Here is a 16,794-nt window from a genome sequence, read left to right as displayed (position 1 = left end):
CCCGCCTCCCGGGAAAGCAGGCGCCGCTGCCCGTCAGTGGTCCGGCGCACCGTCGCGCCGGGAGGGGGGAACCATGCGAGGGCTCGTGTCACACCGTGCGTTGTCGTCACTGCTGGGCCTGCTCGGCCTGGTCGCGGCGTTCGTCCTGACCACCGCGCCACCGGCCCGGGCCGGGGAGAGCGTGTTCATCGAGGTGACGCCGAACAGCGTCCAGGCCGGTTCCCGGGTCAACCTGCGGGCCGGCTGCGACAACAGCAACAACCGTCAGGCGCAGGTCACCTCGGACGCCTTCGGGCGGGTGACGCTGCGGGCGGACAACGGCTTCCTCACCGGCTCGGTCACCGTGCCCGGCAACAAGGCGCCGGGCGACTACCCGGTGAACCTGGACTGCTCCAACGGCAACACCGCCTCGACCATGCTCACCGTGCTCAACATGGCGCAGCCGAGCAAGGGGCCGGCGACCGGTGGCGGTGGCACCGCGGGTAGCCGGGGCACGGGCTCGCTGCTGCTGGTCGGCGGTCTGGTCGCGGTGGCCGTGGTGGCCGGCGTGAGCGCCCGCCGCAAGACCGGCGGCCGCGTCTGACGGGGCGCCGCAATGGCCCGCTCATCGCGCCGCCGGGACCGTGCCGGCCCGGCGGCGGACCGCACCGGCCGTCGCGCCGCCCGCCGGTCGCCGGAACGCGCCGGACGGATCCGGGCCGCGCTGCGGCTGACCGCCGGGGCCGCGCGCCGGTTCGCCCACGTCGCCGGGCACGCGTTCACGGCCAGCGTCACCACGGCGGATCCGCGGTCGCGGCCGGTTCCGGCCCGCACGACCGGGACCACCCGCCGGTACGCCCCGGGCCGTGGTCCCGGTGTCCCGGTGCTCGTGGTGGCGAGCGTGATGGCGCTGATCGTGGCCATGCTCGGCGTGGAACGGGTGACCGGCGTCAGCGTGCTGCCCGACCGGATCGTCGCCGGCCTGCGTCCGCCGCCGAAGAAGTTCCCGGTGCTGCCGGCCAGCCCACCGACGGACCTGAGCATCGGGAAGCTGGACCTGCGCGCGCCGGTGCACCGGGTCGGCATCGCGCCGGACGGCAGCATCGCGGTGCCGGACGTGGAGCGTGCCGGTGAGGTCGGCTGGTACGACCGGGGCCCCACCCCCGGCCAGTACGGCCCGGCGGTGCTCGTCGGGCACGTCGACACCACCACCGGGCCGGCCGTCTTCCACGGGCTGCGGGAACTGGACGACGGCGACCGGATCGAGGTGACCCGCCAGGACCGCTCGGTGGCGGTGTTCGAGGTGACCTCGATCGAGCGGTACGGCAAGGAGAAGCTGCCGGTGCAGGACGTCTACGGCGACTTCAGCCGGCCCGCCCTGCGGCTGATCACCTGCGGTGGGCGCTGGGTCGGCGGCGAGACCGGGTACGCGGACAACCTGGTCGTCTACGCCTCGCTGGTCAAGGCGCGCTGAGCGCCGGTCAGGCCGCCTCGGGCTCGGGCTCGCGCAGGTCGAGCCAGTCCGCCCAGCGCGGGTCGGGGGCGCGGTGCCCGAGCACCCGCCAGGCGGTCCCTTTGGGCGCGGCGGGCAGGCGGTGCAGCCGCCAGCCCAGCTCGGCCGGCGTCTTGTCGCCCTTCGTGTGGTTGCACCGCGCGCAGGCGGCGACCACGTTCTCCCAGGCGTGCCGGCCGCCCCGGCTGCGCGGGAACACGTGGTCGATGGTCTCGGCCGGCCCCCGGCAGTACGCGCACCGCCACCCGTCGCGGGCGAACACGGCCCGCCGGGACAGCCCGATGTGGGTGCGGTACGGCACCCGGACGTAGCGGGTCAGGCGTACCACGGAGGGCACCGGTAACGCGTTGCGCGCGCTGTGCAGGATGCCCTCGCCGTCGGCGACGCAGACCGCCTTGGCGGAGAGGACGAGGATCGCGGCACGACGCACCGACACGACGCACAGGGGCTCGTAGGTGACGTTGAGAACGAGTGCACCGGAGCCCGCCGTGGGTCGTATGTCAGGCATCGCGCTCACCCTCCCGGTCCAGCCGCTCCCGCCCCTGCGCGCCGGAACGGCCCGCGAACAGCGCGGAACGGCTCCGACGCCGGCTGGATCACCGACGTCCGTTGCGCCAATAGTCCCTGATCGCGCCCGCGATTGCACGTACTAATCCCGGCTAACCCCCGGGGCGGCGCCACTTCGCCGAGGTGGCGATGTCGGCCGCTGCCCGCCCGTGCGGTACGAAAGCACTGTGAACGTCTCCGACCTGATCTCCGCCGTGGTGTCCGCCCTCTCCGACCGGCGCCCGGACTGCCAGGGCAGCAGCTCCTGCGAGTTCCTGTACCGGCTCACCGGCTCCGCCTGGTTCGCCGAGAGCAGCTACTGGATCCTGCTGAAACCGCTGCGGGTCGCGTTGATACTGGTCATCGCGGTGGCCGCCCGGTGGGCCCTGCACCGGACCATCAACCGGCTGGTGCGTACCACCACCGAGGGCGCGGTGCCGACCATGCTCCGCCCGCTGCGCGAGCGGATCCCCAGCGCCACGTTCGAGCCGAACCAGTTCGTGCCGGAGCGGCGGCGGCAGCGGGCCGAGGCGATCGGGTCGGTGCTGCGCAGCATGGTCACCGCATTCGTCTTCGGCATCGCGCTGCTGATGGTGCTCAAGGAGTTCAGCTTCGACCTGGCCCCGCTGCTGGCCAGCGCGGGCATCGCCGGCGTGGCGCTCGGCTTCGGCGCGCAGAGCCTGGTCAAGGACCTCATCGCCGGCCTGTTCATGCTCATCGAGGACCAGTACGGCGTCGGCGACACGGTCGACCTGGGCGAGGCGACGGGCGTGGTCGAGGCGGTGGGCCTGCGGGTCACCACCGTCCGGGACGGCCGCGGCGTGCTCTGGTACATCCGCAACGGCGAGATCATCCGGGTCGGGAACAAGAGCCAGGGCTGGGCGCTGGTGGTGGTCGACCTGCCGATCGGGTTCGCCTCCACCGAGGAGGCCACCGCCGTGCTTCGCACCGCGGCGGCGTCGGTGGCGCTGGACCCGGAGCTGGCGCCGAAGATCGTCGAGGAGCCGGAGGTGCTCGGCGTCGAGCAGATCACTGTCGACGGCGCGGTGATCCGTACCGTCGTCAAGACCACCGCGGACGGGCAGTTCGCGGTCGGCCGTGAGCTGCGCCGCCGCCTCGCAGAGGCGCTGGAGAACTCGGGGATCGTCGCGCAGATCGCGGCCGCCCGGCTGTTCCCGGGCCGGCCGGTCCCGCAGCCGGCGTCGGCCGCCACCGAGGGTACGGGCACCGGCGGACCCACCTGAGTCGCCGGACGAGCCGGACTGTTTCCGGGGGTCGCGCGCCGCGCGGCCCCTCGGGTATCGTCCGTTCGGTTCAGTCGGAGATGCGACGATCAATCCGTTCACCCTAGCCAGTTGTCAGACGATCGGGCAGAATCCGGTGCACACGCTCCACCGGGGAGCGTGCTCGTGTCCTCGCTGATCGGTTGATCTGACGACGGTTCCCGGTCGGGCCATCACAAGTGGTCGGCCAGGAACGATGGAGGCGACGGTGTCCGACGCGCGACCCGGCCAGGAGGGTCCGGCCACCTTTCGGGACGTCTTCGGTCAGTCGGAGTTCCGCGTCATCTTCGCCGCCAACACCCTCTCCTGGGTGGGCGACTATCTGGCCCGCGCCGCGGTCGCCGTGCTCGTGCTGCGTGAGACCAATTCGGTCGCGCTCTCCGCCGCCGCGTTCGCCGCCAGTTACCTTCCGTGGCTGGTCGGCGGCCCACTGCTCTCCGCGCTCGCCGAGCGGCACCACTACCGGCGGGTCATGGTGGTCTGCGACCTCCTCCGGATGGCGCTGATGGCGCTGGTCGCGATGCCCCGGATGCCGACCTGGTCGGTCTTCGCGCTGATCTTTCTGGCCACGCTCGCGAACCCGCCCAGCCAGGCGGCGCGGTCGGCGCTGATGCCGCACATCCTGACCGGGGACCGGCTGGTCGTGGGCCTGTCCGCGTTGACCAGCGCCGGCCAGGCCGCCCAGGTCGTCGGCTACCTGATCGGCGCCACCGTGGCGGCGCTCAACCCGAACATCGCGCTGCTCGTCAACGCCGTCACGTTCGCCGTGTCGGCCGTGCTGGTCCGCTTCGGCCTCCGCGAGCGGCCACCGGCGATGGCCGAGGCGCACCGCAGCCATCTGCTGCGGGAGACCGTCCAGGGCTTCCAGATCGTCTTCGAGCGGCCGGTGCTGCGCGCCATCGCGGTGCTGGTGTTCAGCGCGATGCTCTTCTCGATCGTCCCCGAAGGGCTGGCCGCGGGCTGGGCCGCCGACCGCACCGACGGCCGGATGAACACGGGCACCGCCCAAGGGTTGATCATGGCCGCCGTACCGGTCGGATACATCCTCGGGGGGCTGACCATCAGCCGGCTCGTCGGTCCGACCCGGCGGCTGACGCTGATGCGACCGTTGATGATCATCGCACCGGCGACACTCGTACCCGCGCTGTTCAACCCGCCACCGGCGGTGGTGGCGCTGCTCGCGGCCGGATGCGGTTTCGCCGTCGCCGGGCTCGTCCCGATCGCCAACGGCCTGTTCGTGCAGGCGCTGCCGGACGGATTCCGGGCCCGGGCGTTCGGCGTGATGGCCAGTGGCACACAGATCATCCAGGGCGCCGCGGTGCTGGCCACGGGGGCGCTCGCGGAGCGGTTCTCGGTTCCGACGGTGGTCGGCGCCTGGAGCGCGGCCGGGGTGCTGATCATGACCGTGGCGGCGCTCGCCTGGCCCCGGCCACAGGTGATCAACGACGCCATCGAGACCGCCCGCGCCGAGTCGTCGGCCGGCGGCGCCCACGCGCACTCGCCCGGCCCGGCGCCGGGCGACCGCAACCGCGAGCCCGGCCGGCACCGGCACGCGGTGACGTGATTCGCGCCGCCCGGTGGGCGGGCGCGGGTGCGGGGCCGCACCTGGCAGGATGGAAGCGTGACTTCCCCAGGCGAGTCGATGACCCTCTTCGAGGCGATCGGCGGTGAACCGGCCTTCCGCAAGCTGGTGGACGAGTTCTACGCCGGTATCGCCGACGACCCGCTGCTGCGGCCGATGTACCCGGAGGAGGACCTCGGCCCGGCGGCCGATCGGCTGACCCTGTTCCTCATCCAGTACTGGGGCGGCCCGCACACCTACTCGGAGCAGCGCGGCCACCCGCGACTGCGGATGCGCCACGCGTCGTTCCGGATCGGCGCGGCCGAGCGGGACGCCTGGCTGCACCACATGCGCCGGGCGGTGGACACGCTCGACCTGCCGCCGCAGCTCGCCGCCGCGCTCTGGGACTACCTGGAGCGGGCCGCCTACTTCATGGTGAACGTGATGGAGGACCCGGCCGCGGGCTGAGCCCGGCTCAGAGCAGGGCGCCCTCGTCGTGCAGCCAGTCGACGAACGTGACGGCGACCGCGGCGCCGCAGTCGAGCATCTCGACCAGCAGGGCGTCGTGGGCACCGGCGCCGAGCGGAACCTGCAACTCGGCGTAGATCGGGAGCTGACCGCGCTCGGTCGGGTCGCCGATGTACGCCTTGCAGAAGCGCCGGGTGTGGTTCCACTCGTTCACCACGCGGTAGGCCCGGTCGGCCCAGTCCGGCGGGACCGTCGCGTGCGGGCGGGCCCGCATCACCAGGATCTCGTCCTCCGGGCCCTCCAGCGCGACGAGCACGGCGTGGCGCTCCCACATGGCCAGCAGGTTGCCGTCCCCGTCGGCCAGATAGCGCACGTCGAGCAGGTCGAGCGCGTCGCAGACCCGGCTCAGGGTGACCGGCGCGACGGTGGCCGGCATGTCCGCGAGGGCCGGTCGCTCGGGTGGCGCCACGTCGTCGCCCGGAGGGCGAGGGGCCGGTGGCCCGACCCGGATGGTGTCATCCACTGTGGTCCCGCTTCGAGTCTCCGGCTCCCCGCCAGCGGCGGGACCAGGGCGCCATGACCACCACGGCATCGCTCGCGCACCTCACTCCCCAGCGGATCCGGACGCCTACGGTGCGTTGGATCCGAGGATGGACGGTACCCGGACAGACGGCATGAGGCATCCCCCCAACGACCGCCCCAGGCCGGAAGGACGACGCGGGGTCATCCGTTCGGATGACCTACTGTCGGCTTGAGTGCAAGATCGGCGACAGTCCGCGACCAGACCGCCCCGAACGGGCCGACGAGCCCGACCCATCGGCCCGCGCTGCGCACCTGAACGTCGTCCTCGCCGGCGCCGAGGAAACCCATCCGGACCAGACCCTGCACCAGCCGCTGCGTCACCTCAACCGGGGTGCGCGGCGCCTCGTCCGGGGTCACCACCACTGCGACGTGGTCCAGCAGCGCGTCCCGCAGCACCCGCTGCCCGACCGCGCGGCCCGCCACGCCGTGCACGGCGGCCTCGCGCAGCGTGCCGGCCGCCGCCTCCGCGATCCGCCGCAGCTCGGCGCCGGGCAGCGCCTCCACGGCCCGGCTCGCGGCCGGTGGGAGCTGCCACCGCCAGCCGTCGTCCCGGCGTACCGGAAGGGCCGTCCCCCTGGCGGAGAGTTCGGCCAGCAGCTCCCCCGCGGCGACAGTGACGTCGCCGGGGGCCGTGCCGGGCACGGTACGGACCACGAGCACCCCCCACGGCAGACGCGCCCAGAGGGCGGTACGGCCGGTGCCCGGCACCGGCCGCAGCCGGACCACTGTGGCCGGGTCGAACCGGACCAGCCGGGCCAGGAAGGCCCCAGCGTCGGCCGTCCCGGTCAACCCGTGCCCGGTCATCCGGTCAGCCCCGGCGCGTAGCGGAGCAGGAACGCCCGTTCCTCCGCCGAGATCCGGCGCGGGCGCTGCGCCGTCAGGTCGAACGGCACCAGCAGCGACCGGGCGGTGCCGGCCAGCGTGTCGCCGTCGTACAGCTCGTACGCGACCGAGAAGGAGGCGGCCCGGATCTCGTCCACCCACAGCTCGATCCGTACCGTCGGGGCGGCCTCCGCGCTGGCCCGGCCGAGCGCGTAGTCGACCGGGCGCAGGTAGTCGACCTCGTGCCGGCGGATGACCACGCCGTCGGCGAGCGAGCCCACCCCCCACGCCCGGCCGCCGGCGAACATCATCGCCACCCGCGCCTCCTCGTAGAGCGTGAGGAAGCGGGCGTTGTTGACGTGGCCGTACGCGTCCAGGTCGGACCAGCGCAGCGCGCAGTGGTAGACGAAGCGGTCAGTCACGGGTGAGCTTGCGGTAGGTCACCCGGTGCGGCCGGGCCGCCTCGGCGCCGAGGCGCTCGACCTTGTTCTTCTCGTACGCCTCGAAGTTGCCCTCGAACCAGAACCACTTGGCCGGGTTCTGGTCGTCGCCCTCCCAGGCCAGGATGTGCGTGGCGACCCGGTCCAGGAACATCCGGTCGTGGGAGATCACCACGGCGCAGCCGGGAAACTCCAGCAGCGCGTTCTCCAGGCTGGACAGGGTCTCCACGTCCAGGTCGTTCGTCGGCTCGTCGAGCAGGATCACGTTGCCGCCGATCTTGAGCGTCAGCGCCAGGTTGAGCCGGTTGCGCTCGCCGCCGGAGAGCACCTTCGTCGGCTTCTGCTGGTCCGGCCCCTTGAAGCCGAACGCCGCGATGTACGCCCGGGACGGCATCTCGACCTTGCCCACCATGAGGTGGTCGAGCCCGTCGGAGACGACCTCCCAGACGGTCTTGTCACCGTCCAGGCCCTGCCGGTTCTGGTCGACGTACGACAACGACACCGTCTCGCCGACCCGGACCGAGCCGCTGGTCGGCTGCTCCAGCCCGACGATGGTCTTGAACAGCGTGGTCTTGCCGACGCCGTTGGGGCCGATGATGCCGACGATGCCGTTGCGGGGCAGCGAGAACGACAGGTCCTCGATCAGCACCCGGTCACCGAACGCCTTGGTCAGGTTCTGCGCCTCGATGACCGTGTTGCCCAGGCGCGGGCCCGGCGGGATCTGGATCTCCTCGAAGTCCAGCTTCCGGGTCTTCTCCGCCTCGGCGGCCATCTCGTCGTAGCGGTCCAGACGGGCCTTGGACTTGGTCTGCCGCGCCTTGGCGTTCGAGCGGACCCACTCCAGTTCCTCGGACAGCCGCTTCTTCATCTTGGCGTCGCGGCGCCCCTCGACGGAGAGCCGGGCGGCCTTCTTCTCCAGGTAGGTGGAGTAGTTACCCTCGTACGGGTAGGCCCGGCCGCGGTCCAGCTCCAGGATCCAGTTGGCCACGTTGTCCAGGAAGTACCGGTCGTGGGTGATCGCCAGGACGGTGCCGGCGTACTTGGCCAGGTGCTGCTCCAGCCACTGCACGCTCTCCGCGTCCAGGTGGTTGGTGGGCTCGTCGAGCAGCAGCAGATCCGGCGCCTCCAGCAGCAGCTTGCACAGCGCGACCCGGCGGCGCTCACCACCGGAGAGGGTGGTGACGTCGGCGTCCGGCGGCGGGCAGCGCAGCGCGTCCATCGCGAGTTCGAGCTTGGAGTCGATGTCCCACGCGTCGGCGGCGTCCAGGTCCTCCTGGAGCTTGCCCATCTCCTCCATCAGCTCGTCGGAGTAGTCGGTGGCCATCTGCTCGGCGATGGCGTTGAACCGCTCGAGCTTGGCCTTGGTCTCGGCGACCGCCTCCTCGACGTTGCCGAGGACCGTCTTCTCCTCGTTGAGCGGCGGCTCCTGGGCGAGCATGCCGACGGAGTAGCCGGGCATGAGCCGGGCCTCGCCGTTGCTCGGCCGGTCCAGCCCTGCCATGATCTTGAGGAGGCTGGACTTACCGGCGCCGTTCGGACCGACCACCCCGATCTTGACACCCGGCAGGAAGTTCAGCGTCACGTTGTCGAGCACGACCTTGTCGCCGTGCGCCTTGCGCGCCTTGTCCAGGACGTAGATGAACTGGGCCACGGTGCGGGCTACCTCCGTCGGTTGCGATCGCGGGCTTGTCGGGTGCGGGGCGCGGGCGTCGATCTGCGCCTGCCGCCGCCGGCCGGGGGCCGGCCACACGCACGCCGCCGTCAATCCTGACAGGTACGGACCTCGACGCCCACATCACCCCACCCCAGGGGTACGGCGGCGAGCCTGGACCTCGCCCAGGTGGCGCTGGAGACCACCCGGGCCACCATCGGCCTCTGAACCGCCGTGTCGACAAGATCACGCGGTGATTCGGCGGTTCTGGGACGGGTAGGTAACTCCGGCACGGGGGATCAGAGGCCGCGGCTACGCTCAGTACGCTCATCGCGGTGGACCCGTCAGTACCCGGAGGTAGCAGATCGTGACCGTCCGTAGCTCCTTTGTCGTAGTGGCCAACCGCCTGCCGGTCGACGAGGTGAGCACACCCGAGGGGCGGCAGTGGCGGCGCAGCCCCGGCGGGCTGGTGACCGCACTGCACCCGGTCCTCGCCGAGCACCAGGGCACCTGGGTGGGGTGGGCCGGCGGCACCGGCGCCGCGCCCGAGCCGTTCGACCTGGAGGGCATCCGACTGCACCCGGTGCCGCTGAGCGCCGAGGAACTGGAGCGCTACTACGAGGGCCAGTCGAACGCGACGATCTGGCCGCTCTACCACGACGCGGTGGAGACGCCCGCCTACAAGCGACGCTGGCGCGAGGCGTACCGCCTGGTCAATGCCCGGTTCGCGGAGGCCGCCGCGGACGTGGCCGCCGAGGGCGCCACGGTCTGGGTCCAGGACTACCAGCTCCAGCTCGTGCCGGCGATGCTCCGCGAGCTGCGGCCGGACCTGCGGATCGGCTTCTTCCTGCACATCCCGTTCCCGCCGATCGAGCTGTTCATGCAGATGCCGTTCCGGGCCGAGATCCTGCGTGGGCTGCTCGGCGCGGACCTGATCGGCTTCCAGCAGCGGTTGGCGGCGCAGAACTTCGTCCGGCTGGCCCGGCACCTGCTCGGCCTGCGCTACGAGGGCCAGATGATCCAGGTCGACGGCCGGCAGGTGAAGGCGGGCGCGTTCCCCATCTCGATCGACACGAAGGAGATGGAGCGGCTGGCCGAGGACCCGGCGATCCAGGCCCGCGCGAAGCAGATTCGCGAGGAGCTGGGCAACCCGAAGACGATCATCCTGGGGGTCGACCGGCTCGACTACACCAAGGGCATCGAACTCCGCCTCAAGGCCTTCCGCGAACTCCTTGCTGACGGAAAGTTGACAGTTCCCGACGCGGTTATGGTGCAGGTCGCCACGCCCAGCCGCGAGCGGGTGGAGCATTACCAGGCACTTCGGGTGAAGGTGGAACGCGAGGTAGGCCGGATCAATGGTGAATTCGGCCGAGTCGGCGTGCCTGCAGTGCATTACCTGCATCAGTCGTACAGTCGCTCCGAACTGGCCGCGATGTACGTCGCGGCCGACGTCATGATGGTGACCCCGCTGCGAGACGGAATGAATCTGGTGGCCAAGGAGTACGTCGCATCGCGCGCCGACCAGGGCGGCGCGCTCGTGCTCAGTGAGTTCGCCGGCGCTGCCACAGAGCTGCGCCAGGCGTTCCTGTGTAATCCGCACGACCCGGACGCGGTGAAGGACGCGTTGCTGCGGGCCGTGCATGTCGAAAAGCCCGAAGCCCGCCGCCGGATGCGCGTCATGCAGCGCCATCTGCGCAGCCACGACGTGGGCCACTGGGCCAAGTCGTTCCTCAGCGAGCTCGGCGTCCCCGATACGGAGGCTGCGTGACCTCGCCCGCCCTCGCCGCCGCCCACGGCGGCGTGCTGGATCCCGAACTGCGTGCCGCGATCGGCCGCATCGCCCGGGTTCCGCAGCTTCTGGTCGCCTGCGACTACGACGGCACGCTCGCGCCGATCGTCGAGGACCCGAGCAGAGCCGTGCCGCTGCCGGAGTCGGTGGCCGCGGTACGCGCCCTGGCCGCGCTGCCGCAGACCAGCGTCGCGGTCGTCTCCGGCCGCGCGCTGCGCGACCTGGCCACGCTCTCCCGGCTGCCCAGCGAGGTGCACCTCGTCGGCAGCCACGGCTCGGAGTTCGACATCGGATTCGTCGAACGCCTCACACCCGAGCTGATCGCGGTCCGGCACCGGCTCCGCGAGGCGCTGCGGGAGATCGCCGCCGAGCACCCGGGCATCCGCCTGGAGCGCAAGCCGGCCAGCGTGGCGGTGCACACCCGCGGCGTCGACCCGCACGTCGCCGCCCGGGCCGTCGAGGCGGTCCGCAGCGGCCCCGCGACCTGGGAGGGCGTGACTGTCACCCAGGGCAAGGAGGTCATCGAGCTGTCGGTGGTGGTCACGAACAAGGGCACCGCCGTCGACCAGCTCCGCACCCAGCTCGCCGCGAGCGCGGTCCTGTTCATCGGCGACGACGTCACCGACGAGAACGCCTTCGGCAACCTGGCCGGGCCGGACGTCGGCATCAAGATCGGCCCCGGGGAGACCCGCGCCGACTACCGGGTGGCCGAGCCGATCGAGGCGGCCCGCGCGCTGGGGCTGCTGCTGGAGACGCGGCGGCACTGGCTGTTCGGCGAGCGGGCGGTGCCGATCGAGCGGCACTCGATGCTCGCCAACGGCCGTACGGTCGCGCTGGTCACACCGGAAGCCAAGATCACCTGGCTGTGCCACCCGAAGCCCGACTCGGCGGCGATCTTCGCCGACCTGGTCGGCGGCAGCCCGGCCGGGCACTTCACGGTCGGCCCGGAGCGCGGCGGCATCCCGCTGGGGCAGCGCTACCGCAGCAACACGATGACAGTCGAGACCCGCTGGTCCGGCCTCACCGTGACCGACTGGCTCGACCTGCCGGCGCGGGAGACCACGCCGGACGACCCGGCCGTGGTCAGCGGCGACTCGACACTGGTCCGGGTCCTCAGCGGCACCGGGCGGGCCCGGATCGAGTTCTCGCCGCGTCCCGAGTTCGGTCAGGTGGCGGTGCAGCTCCAGCCGCTCGACGACGGGCTGCTGGTGCTCGGCTCCAACGAGCCGGTGGCGCTGCACGCCCCCGGCGTCGAGTGGGAGGTCACGAGCGACGCCGGGTACGAGACCGCGAAGGCGGTGGTCGACCTGTCGGCGGCCGGCGGCCAGGTGGTGCTGGAGCTGCGCTTCGGCACGCAGAGCCTGGAGCCGCACCGGCTGCCGGTGCACGAGCGGCAGGCCGCCGCCGAGCAGCCCTGGAAGGACTGGGTGGCCTCGCTGCGGCTGCCGGCCACCGCCCGGGACCTGGTCGCCCGCAGCGCGCTGACGCTGCGCGGGCTCTGCCACGAGCCGACCGGCTCGATCCTGGCCGCGGCCACCACGTCGCTGCCGGAGGAGCTGGGCGGTGTCCGCAACTGGGACTACCGCTACTGCTGGCTGCGCGACGCCGCGATGACCGCCCGCGCACTCGTCGACCTCGGCTCGACCGAGGAGGCCGAAGGGCTGCTGCGCTGGATCGACGGCGTGGTCGAGCGCACCGGCGGGCACCCGGAGCGGCTGCACCCGCTCTACACGGTGGACGGCTACGAGCTGGGCGCCGAGGCGGTCATCGACACGCTGCCCGGGTACGCCGGCTCCCGGCCGGTACGGGTCGGCAACCTCGCCAACCACCAGCTCCAGCTCGACGTCTTCGGCCCGGTCGCGGACCTGATCGCGGCGGTGGCCGACGCCCGGGGCTCGATCCGCGACGACGAGTGGCGGGTGCTGGAGAACATGGTCGAGGCGGTACGCCGCCGCTGGCACGAGCCCGACCACGGCATCTGGGAGGCCCGCCTCCCCCCGCGGCACCACGTCTTCTCCAAGGTCATGCTCTGGATGACAGTGGACCGGGCGCTGCACGTGGTACGCCGGCACGGCGGCGAGGACCGACCGGAGTGGGTCGAGCTGCGCGACCGGATCGCCTCGAACGTGCTGGAGCACGGCTGGCACCCGGAGGCCGAGGCGTACAGCGTCGCCTACGGCTACGAGGAGATGGACGCCTCGTCGCTGTGGATCGGCATCTCCGGGCTGCTCGCCGGCGACGACCCGCGCTTCCTCTCCACCGTGCTCAAGATCGAGGCGGAGTTGCGCAGCGGTCCGGTCGTCTACCGGTACCACTGGGACGACGGCCTGCCCGGCCGGGAGGGCGGCTTCCACATCTGCACGTCGTGGCTGATCGAGGCGTACCTGCGCACCGGCCGCCGTACCGACGCCGAGGAGCTGTTCACCCAGATGGTCGACACGGCCGGCCCCACCGGCCTGCTCCCCGAGCAGTACGACCCGCTGGCCGAACGCGGGCTGGGCAACCACCCGCAGGCGTACAGCCACCTCGGCCTGATCCGCTGCGCGCTGCTGCTGGACAACATGCTCAAGCAGTGACCTGACCGAAGCGCCCGGACGGCGGCGGGAGACCCGACGGTCCCCCGCCGCCGTCCCCGTTCCACCCCGACCCCGCCCGCCGCCGATCTTGCACTTGCCGCCCCGGCAAAGAGGGCGGTAACGGGCACCTGGCGGGCGCCAAGTGCAAGATCGACGCTGTCAGGCGGGGGCGGTGGGAGTCAGGGCGTGGACGACGTCGCCCAGCACCACGATCGCGGGCGGGCGCAGGGCCGCGGCCTCGACGTCGGCGGCGACGGTGGCGAGCGTGGCGCGCAGTGTCCGCTGGGCGGCGGTGGTGCCCTCCTGGATCACCGCGGCCGGGGTGTCCCCCGGCTTGCCGTGCGCGATCAGGGTGGCGCTGATCGCGGCGAGGTTCTTCAGCCCCATCAGGATCACCAGCGTGCCGCGCAGCCCGGCCAGTGCGTCCCAGCGCACCAGCGACGCCGACGAGTCGGGCGCGACGTGTCCGGAGACCACTGTGAACTCGTGCGCCACACCCCGATGGGTCACCGGCACCCCGGCCACCTCCGGCACCGCGATCGCGCTCGTCACGCCGGGCACCACTGTCACCGGCACGCCCGCCTCGGCGCAGGCCAGCAGTTCCTCGCCGCCGCGACCGAAGACGTACGGGTCGCCGCCCTTGAGCCGCACCACCACCTTGCCGGCCCGGGCCCGGTCCACCAGGATCCGGTTGATCTCCTCCTGGGCGCGCGACGGCCCGTACGGGATCTTGGAGGCGTCGACCAGCTCCACGTCCGGGCGCAGCTCGTCCAGGAGCAGGCCGGGCACGAGCCGGTCGGCGACGACCACCTCGGCCTCGGTGAGCAGCCGCCACCCCTTCACGGTGATCAGCTCCGGGTCGCCCGGCCCGGCACCCACCAGCGCGACGCGCCCGCCCGTGTCAGGCGGGGCCCCTTCCGCTGCCGCAGGCGTTGACAGAGGGCCCTTCCTTCCCAGCAGCTCGCGCACGGCGTCGCGGGTCGCCATCGCGCGGCGGGGGTCGCCGCCGCCGAGGACCGCCACGGTGACCGGGCCGTGCCGGGTCACCGCCGGGGTCCACGCGCTCGCCGCCGTCCGGTCGTCGGCGCGGACGCAGAAGATCCGCCGCTCGGCCGCGGCGGCGCTGACCGACGCGGCAGCGGCCCGGTCGTCCACCGCCACCTGGACCAGCCACGCGCCGTCCAGGTCGCCGGGGACGAACCGGCGCGCCTCCCAGTGCAGCCGCCCGGCGTCCACCTGCGCGCGCAGCGCCGGGGTCAGCGCGGGCGACACCAGCAGCACGTCCGCGCCGGCGTCCAGCAGCGCCGGCACCCGCCGGGTGGCGACCGCTCCCCCGCCCACGACGACCACGCGCCGCCCGGCCAGCCGCAACCCCAGCGGGTACGGGCTGGGTGGCGTCGGCCCGGCCGGCCCGGTCACTTCTCCGCCACCCCGGCGGAGTCGAACGTCGCCACCTCGTGCAGCACCCGGACCGCGCCGGTGACCACCGGCAGGGCGAGCAGCGCCCCGGTGCCCTCGCCGAGCCGCAGCCCCAGGTCGATCAGTGGCTCCAGCCCGAGGTGCCGCAGCGCGGCCGTGGCGCCCGGCTCGGCGCTGCGGTGCCCGGCGACCATGGCGCCCACGGCGTCCGGCGCGAACGCGGCGGCGGCGAGCGCGGCGCTCACCGCGATCACGCCGTCGAGCAGCACCGGCACCCGCCGCGCGGCGGCGCCGAGGATCAGGCCGGCCAGCGCGGCGTGCTCCAGCCCGCCGACCGCCGCGAGCACGCCCAGCGGGTCCGCCGGGTCGGGCTCGTGCCGGGCCAGCGCGGCCCGCACCACAGCCACCTTGCGGGCGTACGTCTCGTCGTCGACCCCGGTGCCCCGACCGGTGGCCGCCTCCGCATCCGCACCGGAGAACGCGGCGATGAGCGTGGCGGACGGGGTGGTGTTGCCGATGCCCATGTCACCGGTGAGCAGGATGCCCGCCCCGGCGTCGATCAGCTCACCGGCGACCCGGATGCCCGTCTCGACGGCGGTACGGGCCTCGTCCCGGCTCAGCGCCGCGGTGAGCGTCATGTCCCGGGTGCCGGGGCGGACGTTCGCGGACACCAGGCGCGGCCCGGCCGGGTCGGCGGACTCGGCGCCGGGGATCGGGGTGGCCACGCCGACGTCCACCACCGTGACCGAGGCGCCGGCCTGCCGGGCGAACGCGTTCACCACCGCGCCGCCGGCCAGGAAGTTGGCGATCATCTGGGCGGTGACCTCCTGCGGCCACGGGGTCACCCCCTGGGCGTGCACGCCGTGGTCACCCGCGAAGATCGCCACCGCGGCGGGCTCGGGCAGCGGCGGCGGGCAGGCACCGGCCAGCCCGGCGAGGCGTACCGAGAGCGGTTCCAGGGCGCCGAGCGAGCCGGCGGGCTTGGTCAGCCGCCCGTGCAGCTCGCGGGCCGCCACCATGGCGGCCTCGTCCAGCGGCCGGATCGCCGCGACTGTGGACTCCAGCATCATGCCTCCAGGATCCGTGCCAGCGTCTCGATGAACGCGTCGGTGGTGCCCCGGTCGCGCACGGCGATCCGGAGCCAGTCCGGGCCGAGCCCGGGGAAGGTGTCGCCCCGGCGTACCGCCCAGCCGTGCGCGCGCAGCCGCTCGCGTACCTCGGCGGCGCCGGCCACGTGGATCAGCACGAAGGCGGCGGCCGGGCGGCCCGCCACGCGTACCCCCGGCAGGCCGGACAGGCGGGCCACCAGGTGGTCGCGGTCGGCGGCGAGTTCGGCGGCGATGGCGCGTTCGGCAGCGACCGCGGCCGGTGCGGCGCAGGCGGTGGCGGCGGCGAGCGCCGGGGTGGAGACCGCCCAGAGTGGCTGCGCGGCGGCGAGCCGGGCCAGCAGCGCGGCGTCGCCGAGCAGGTAGCCGATCCGCAGCCCGGCCAGACCCCAGGTCTTGGTGAGGCTGCGCACCACCACGAGGCCGGGCAGGTCACGGCGGGCCGCGAGCGACTCGGGCTCGCCGTCGACACCGGGTGCGGCCGTCGTGTCGGCGAACGCCTCGTCGACCACGAGCACCCGGCCGGGGCGGGCCAGCGCGGCGATCGCACCCGCCGGGTGCAGTACCGAGGTCGGGTTCGTGGGGTTGCCGATCATGACCAGGTCGGCGTCCTCCGGGACGCGGGCCGGATCCAGTCGGAAGCCGTCGGCCGGGTCGAGCAGCACCCGGTCCACCCGGTGCCCGGCGGCCCGCAGCGCGGCCTCCGGCTCGGTGAACTGCGGGTGCACCACCACCGGGTGGCGGACGCCGGACAGGGCGCGGGCGATCAGGACGAAGCCCTCGGCGGCCCCGGCGGTGAGGAGGACCTCCTCCGGGGGTCGCCCGTGCCGGTGAGCGACGGCGGCGCGGGCGGGCACCGGATCCGGATACGCGGCCAGGTCGCCCAGGGCCGCGGTGATCGGGTCGGCCAGCCAGTCCGGCATCGCGGCGCGGCGCACGTTCACCGCGAGGTCCACCAGGCCGGGAGTGGCCTCGGCGTCCCCGTGGTGGCCCAGGTCGGGCTCGTCGAGCGCGGCGGCGCTCCCGGTCGCTGGTGCGGACATGTCCGCGATCCTGCCG

The 16,794-nt window shown here is 73.3% G+C and carries 15 protein-coding genes; 7 read left to right on the top strand and 8 right to left on the bottom strand.

Annotation, left to right across the window (positions count from 1 at the left end; all coding sequences use genetic code 11):
• The first annotated feature begins 73 nt into the window (after window positions 1–73).
• On the top strand, window positions 74–583 hold the full coding sequence (locus tag ACFYO8_RS28070; RefSeq protein ID WP_354870904.1) for a hypothetical protein: 510 nt from the start codon (window positions 74–76) through the stop codon (window positions 581–583).
• A 12-nt stretch (window positions 584–595) separates the two neighbouring features.
• A complete protein-coding gene (locus ACFYO8_RS28065) occupies window positions 596–1,453 on the top strand; it encodes a class F sortase (protein WP_354870905.1) in 858 nt (285 codons plus the stop codon).
• A gap of 7 nt (window positions 1,454–1,460) precedes the next feature.
• Here ACFYO8_RS28065 and ACFYO8_RS28060 read toward each other — a convergent pair whose 3' ends face one another.
• The gene (locus tag ACFYO8_RS28060) at window positions 1,461–2,000 is read right to left on the bottom strand and encodes an HNH endonuclease (protein ID WP_354870908.1); all 540 of its coding nucleotides are present in this window, start codon (window positions 1,998–2,000) and stop codon (window positions 1,461–1,463) included.
• Between the two features lie 253 nt (window positions 2,001–2,253).
• Between ACFYO8_RS28060 and ACFYO8_RS28055 the strand changes: the two genes are divergently transcribed.
• The 3 genes from ACFYO8_RS28055 to ACFYO8_RS28045 all read left to right on the top strand — a co-directional run bounded on the left by ACFYO8_RS28055 (window position 2,254) and on the right by ACFYO8_RS28045 (window position 5,350).
• Window positions 2,254–3,282, top strand: coding sequence for a mechanosensitive ion channel family protein (locus ACFYO8_RS28055; protein WP_354871254.1), 1,029 nt, complete (start codon window positions 2,254–2,256; stop codon window positions 3,280–3,282).
• A 235-nt stretch (window positions 3,283–3,517) separates the two neighbouring features.
• Window positions 3,518–4,885 (top strand): MFS transporter, encoded by a 1,368-nt coding sequence (locus tag ACFYO8_RS28050; RefSeq protein ID WP_354870910.1) that lies wholly within the window; start codon window positions 3,518–3,520, stop codon window positions 4,883–4,885.
• A gap of 78 nt (window positions 4,886–4,963) precedes the next feature.
• Window positions 4,964–5,350 (top strand): globin, encoded by a 387-nt coding sequence (locus ACFYO8_RS28045; protein ID WP_354871257.1) that lies wholly within the window; start codon window positions 4,964–4,966, stop codon window positions 5,348–5,350.
• Window positions 5,351–5,357: 7 nt separating this feature from the next.
• Here the strand turns inward: ACFYO8_RS28045 and ACFYO8_RS28040 are convergent, their stop codons facing one another.
• The 4 genes from ACFYO8_RS28040 to ettA all read right to left on the bottom strand — a co-directional run bounded on the left by ACFYO8_RS28040 (window position 5,358) and on the right by ettA (window position 8,845).
• The gene (locus ACFYO8_RS28040) at window positions 5,358–5,942 is read right to left on the bottom strand and encodes a YbjN domain-containing protein (protein WP_354870913.1); all 585 of its coding nucleotides are present in this window, start codon (window positions 5,940–5,942) and stop codon (window positions 5,358–5,360) included.
• Window positions 5,943–6,073: 131 nt separating this feature from the next.
• The gene (locus ACFYO8_RS28035; protein ID WP_354870916.1) at window positions 6,074–6,736 is read right to left on the bottom strand and encodes a hypothetical protein; all 663 of its coding nucleotides are present in this window, start codon (window positions 6,734–6,736) and stop codon (window positions 6,074–6,076) included.
• On the bottom strand, window positions 6,733–7,176 hold the full coding sequence (locus ACFYO8_RS28030) for a thioesterase family protein (protein WP_354870918.1): 444 nt from the start codon (window positions 7,174–7,176) through the stop codon (window positions 6,733–6,735). The genes ACFYO8_RS28035 and ACFYO8_RS28030 overlap by 4 nt, the downstream gene beginning before the upstream one ends.
• Window positions 7,169–8,845, bottom strand: a complete 1,677-nt coding sequence (gene ettA, locus ACFYO8_RS28025) for an energy-dependent translational throttle protein EttA (RefSeq protein WP_354870920.1) — start codon at window positions 8,843–8,845, stop codon at window positions 7,169–7,171. Before ettA ends, ACFYO8_RS28030 begins: the two co-directional genes overlap by 8 nt.
• 367 nt (window positions 8,846–9,212) lie before the next feature.
• Here ettA and ACFYO8_RS28020 point away from each other — a divergent pair, with 367 nt between their 5' ends.
• Both ACFYO8_RS28020 and otsB read left to right on the top strand, forming a co-directional pair.
• Window positions 9,213–10,613, top strand: a complete 1,401-nt coding sequence (locus ACFYO8_RS28020) for a trehalose-6-phosphate synthase (protein ID WP_354870923.1) — start codon at window positions 9,213–9,215, stop codon at window positions 10,611–10,613.
• On the top strand, window positions 10,610–13,210 hold the full coding sequence (otsB, locus tag ACFYO8_RS28015) for a trehalose-phosphatase (protein WP_354870925.1): 2,601 nt from the start codon (window positions 10,610–10,612) through the stop codon (window positions 13,208–13,210). Before ACFYO8_RS28020 ends, otsB begins: the two co-directional genes overlap by 4 nt.
• Window positions 13,211–13,369: 159 nt before the next feature.
• Here the strand turns inward: otsB and cobA are convergent, their stop codons facing one another.
• The 3 genes from cobA to cobC are packed head-to-tail and all read right to left on the bottom strand — an operon-like array spanning window position 13,370 to window position 16,778.
• Window positions 13,370–14,629: a uroporphyrinogen-III C-methyltransferase gene (gene cobA, locus ACFYO8_RS28010; protein ID WP_354870927.1), complete on the bottom strand. Its 1,260-nt coding sequence runs from the start codon at window positions 14,627–14,629 to the stop codon at window positions 13,370–13,372.
• Window positions 14,626–15,696: a nicotinate-nucleotide--dimethylbenzimidazole phosphoribosyltransferase gene (cobT, locus tag ACFYO8_RS28005; RefSeq protein ID WP_354871260.1), complete on the bottom strand. Its 1,071-nt coding sequence runs from the start codon at window positions 15,694–15,696 to the stop codon at window positions 14,626–14,628. The genes cobA and cobT overlap by 4 nt, the downstream gene beginning before the upstream one ends.
• Window positions 15,696–16,778, bottom strand: coding sequence for an Rv2231c family pyridoxal phosphate-dependent protein CobC (cobC, locus tag ACFYO8_RS28000; protein WP_355047225.1), 1,083 nt, complete (start codon window positions 16,776–16,778; stop codon window positions 15,696–15,698). The genes cobT and cobC overlap by 1 nt, the downstream gene beginning before the upstream one ends.
• Window positions 16,779–16,794 lie beyond the last annotated feature (16 nt).

Source organism: Micromonospora sp. NPDC005257 (assembly GCF_042872445.1).
Lineage (GTDB): Bacteria > Actinomycetota > Actinomycetes > Mycobacteriales > Micromonosporaceae > Micromonospora.
Note: the sequence above shows the minus strand (reverse complement) of the source record. Positions and strands in the feature narration are given on the sequence as shown.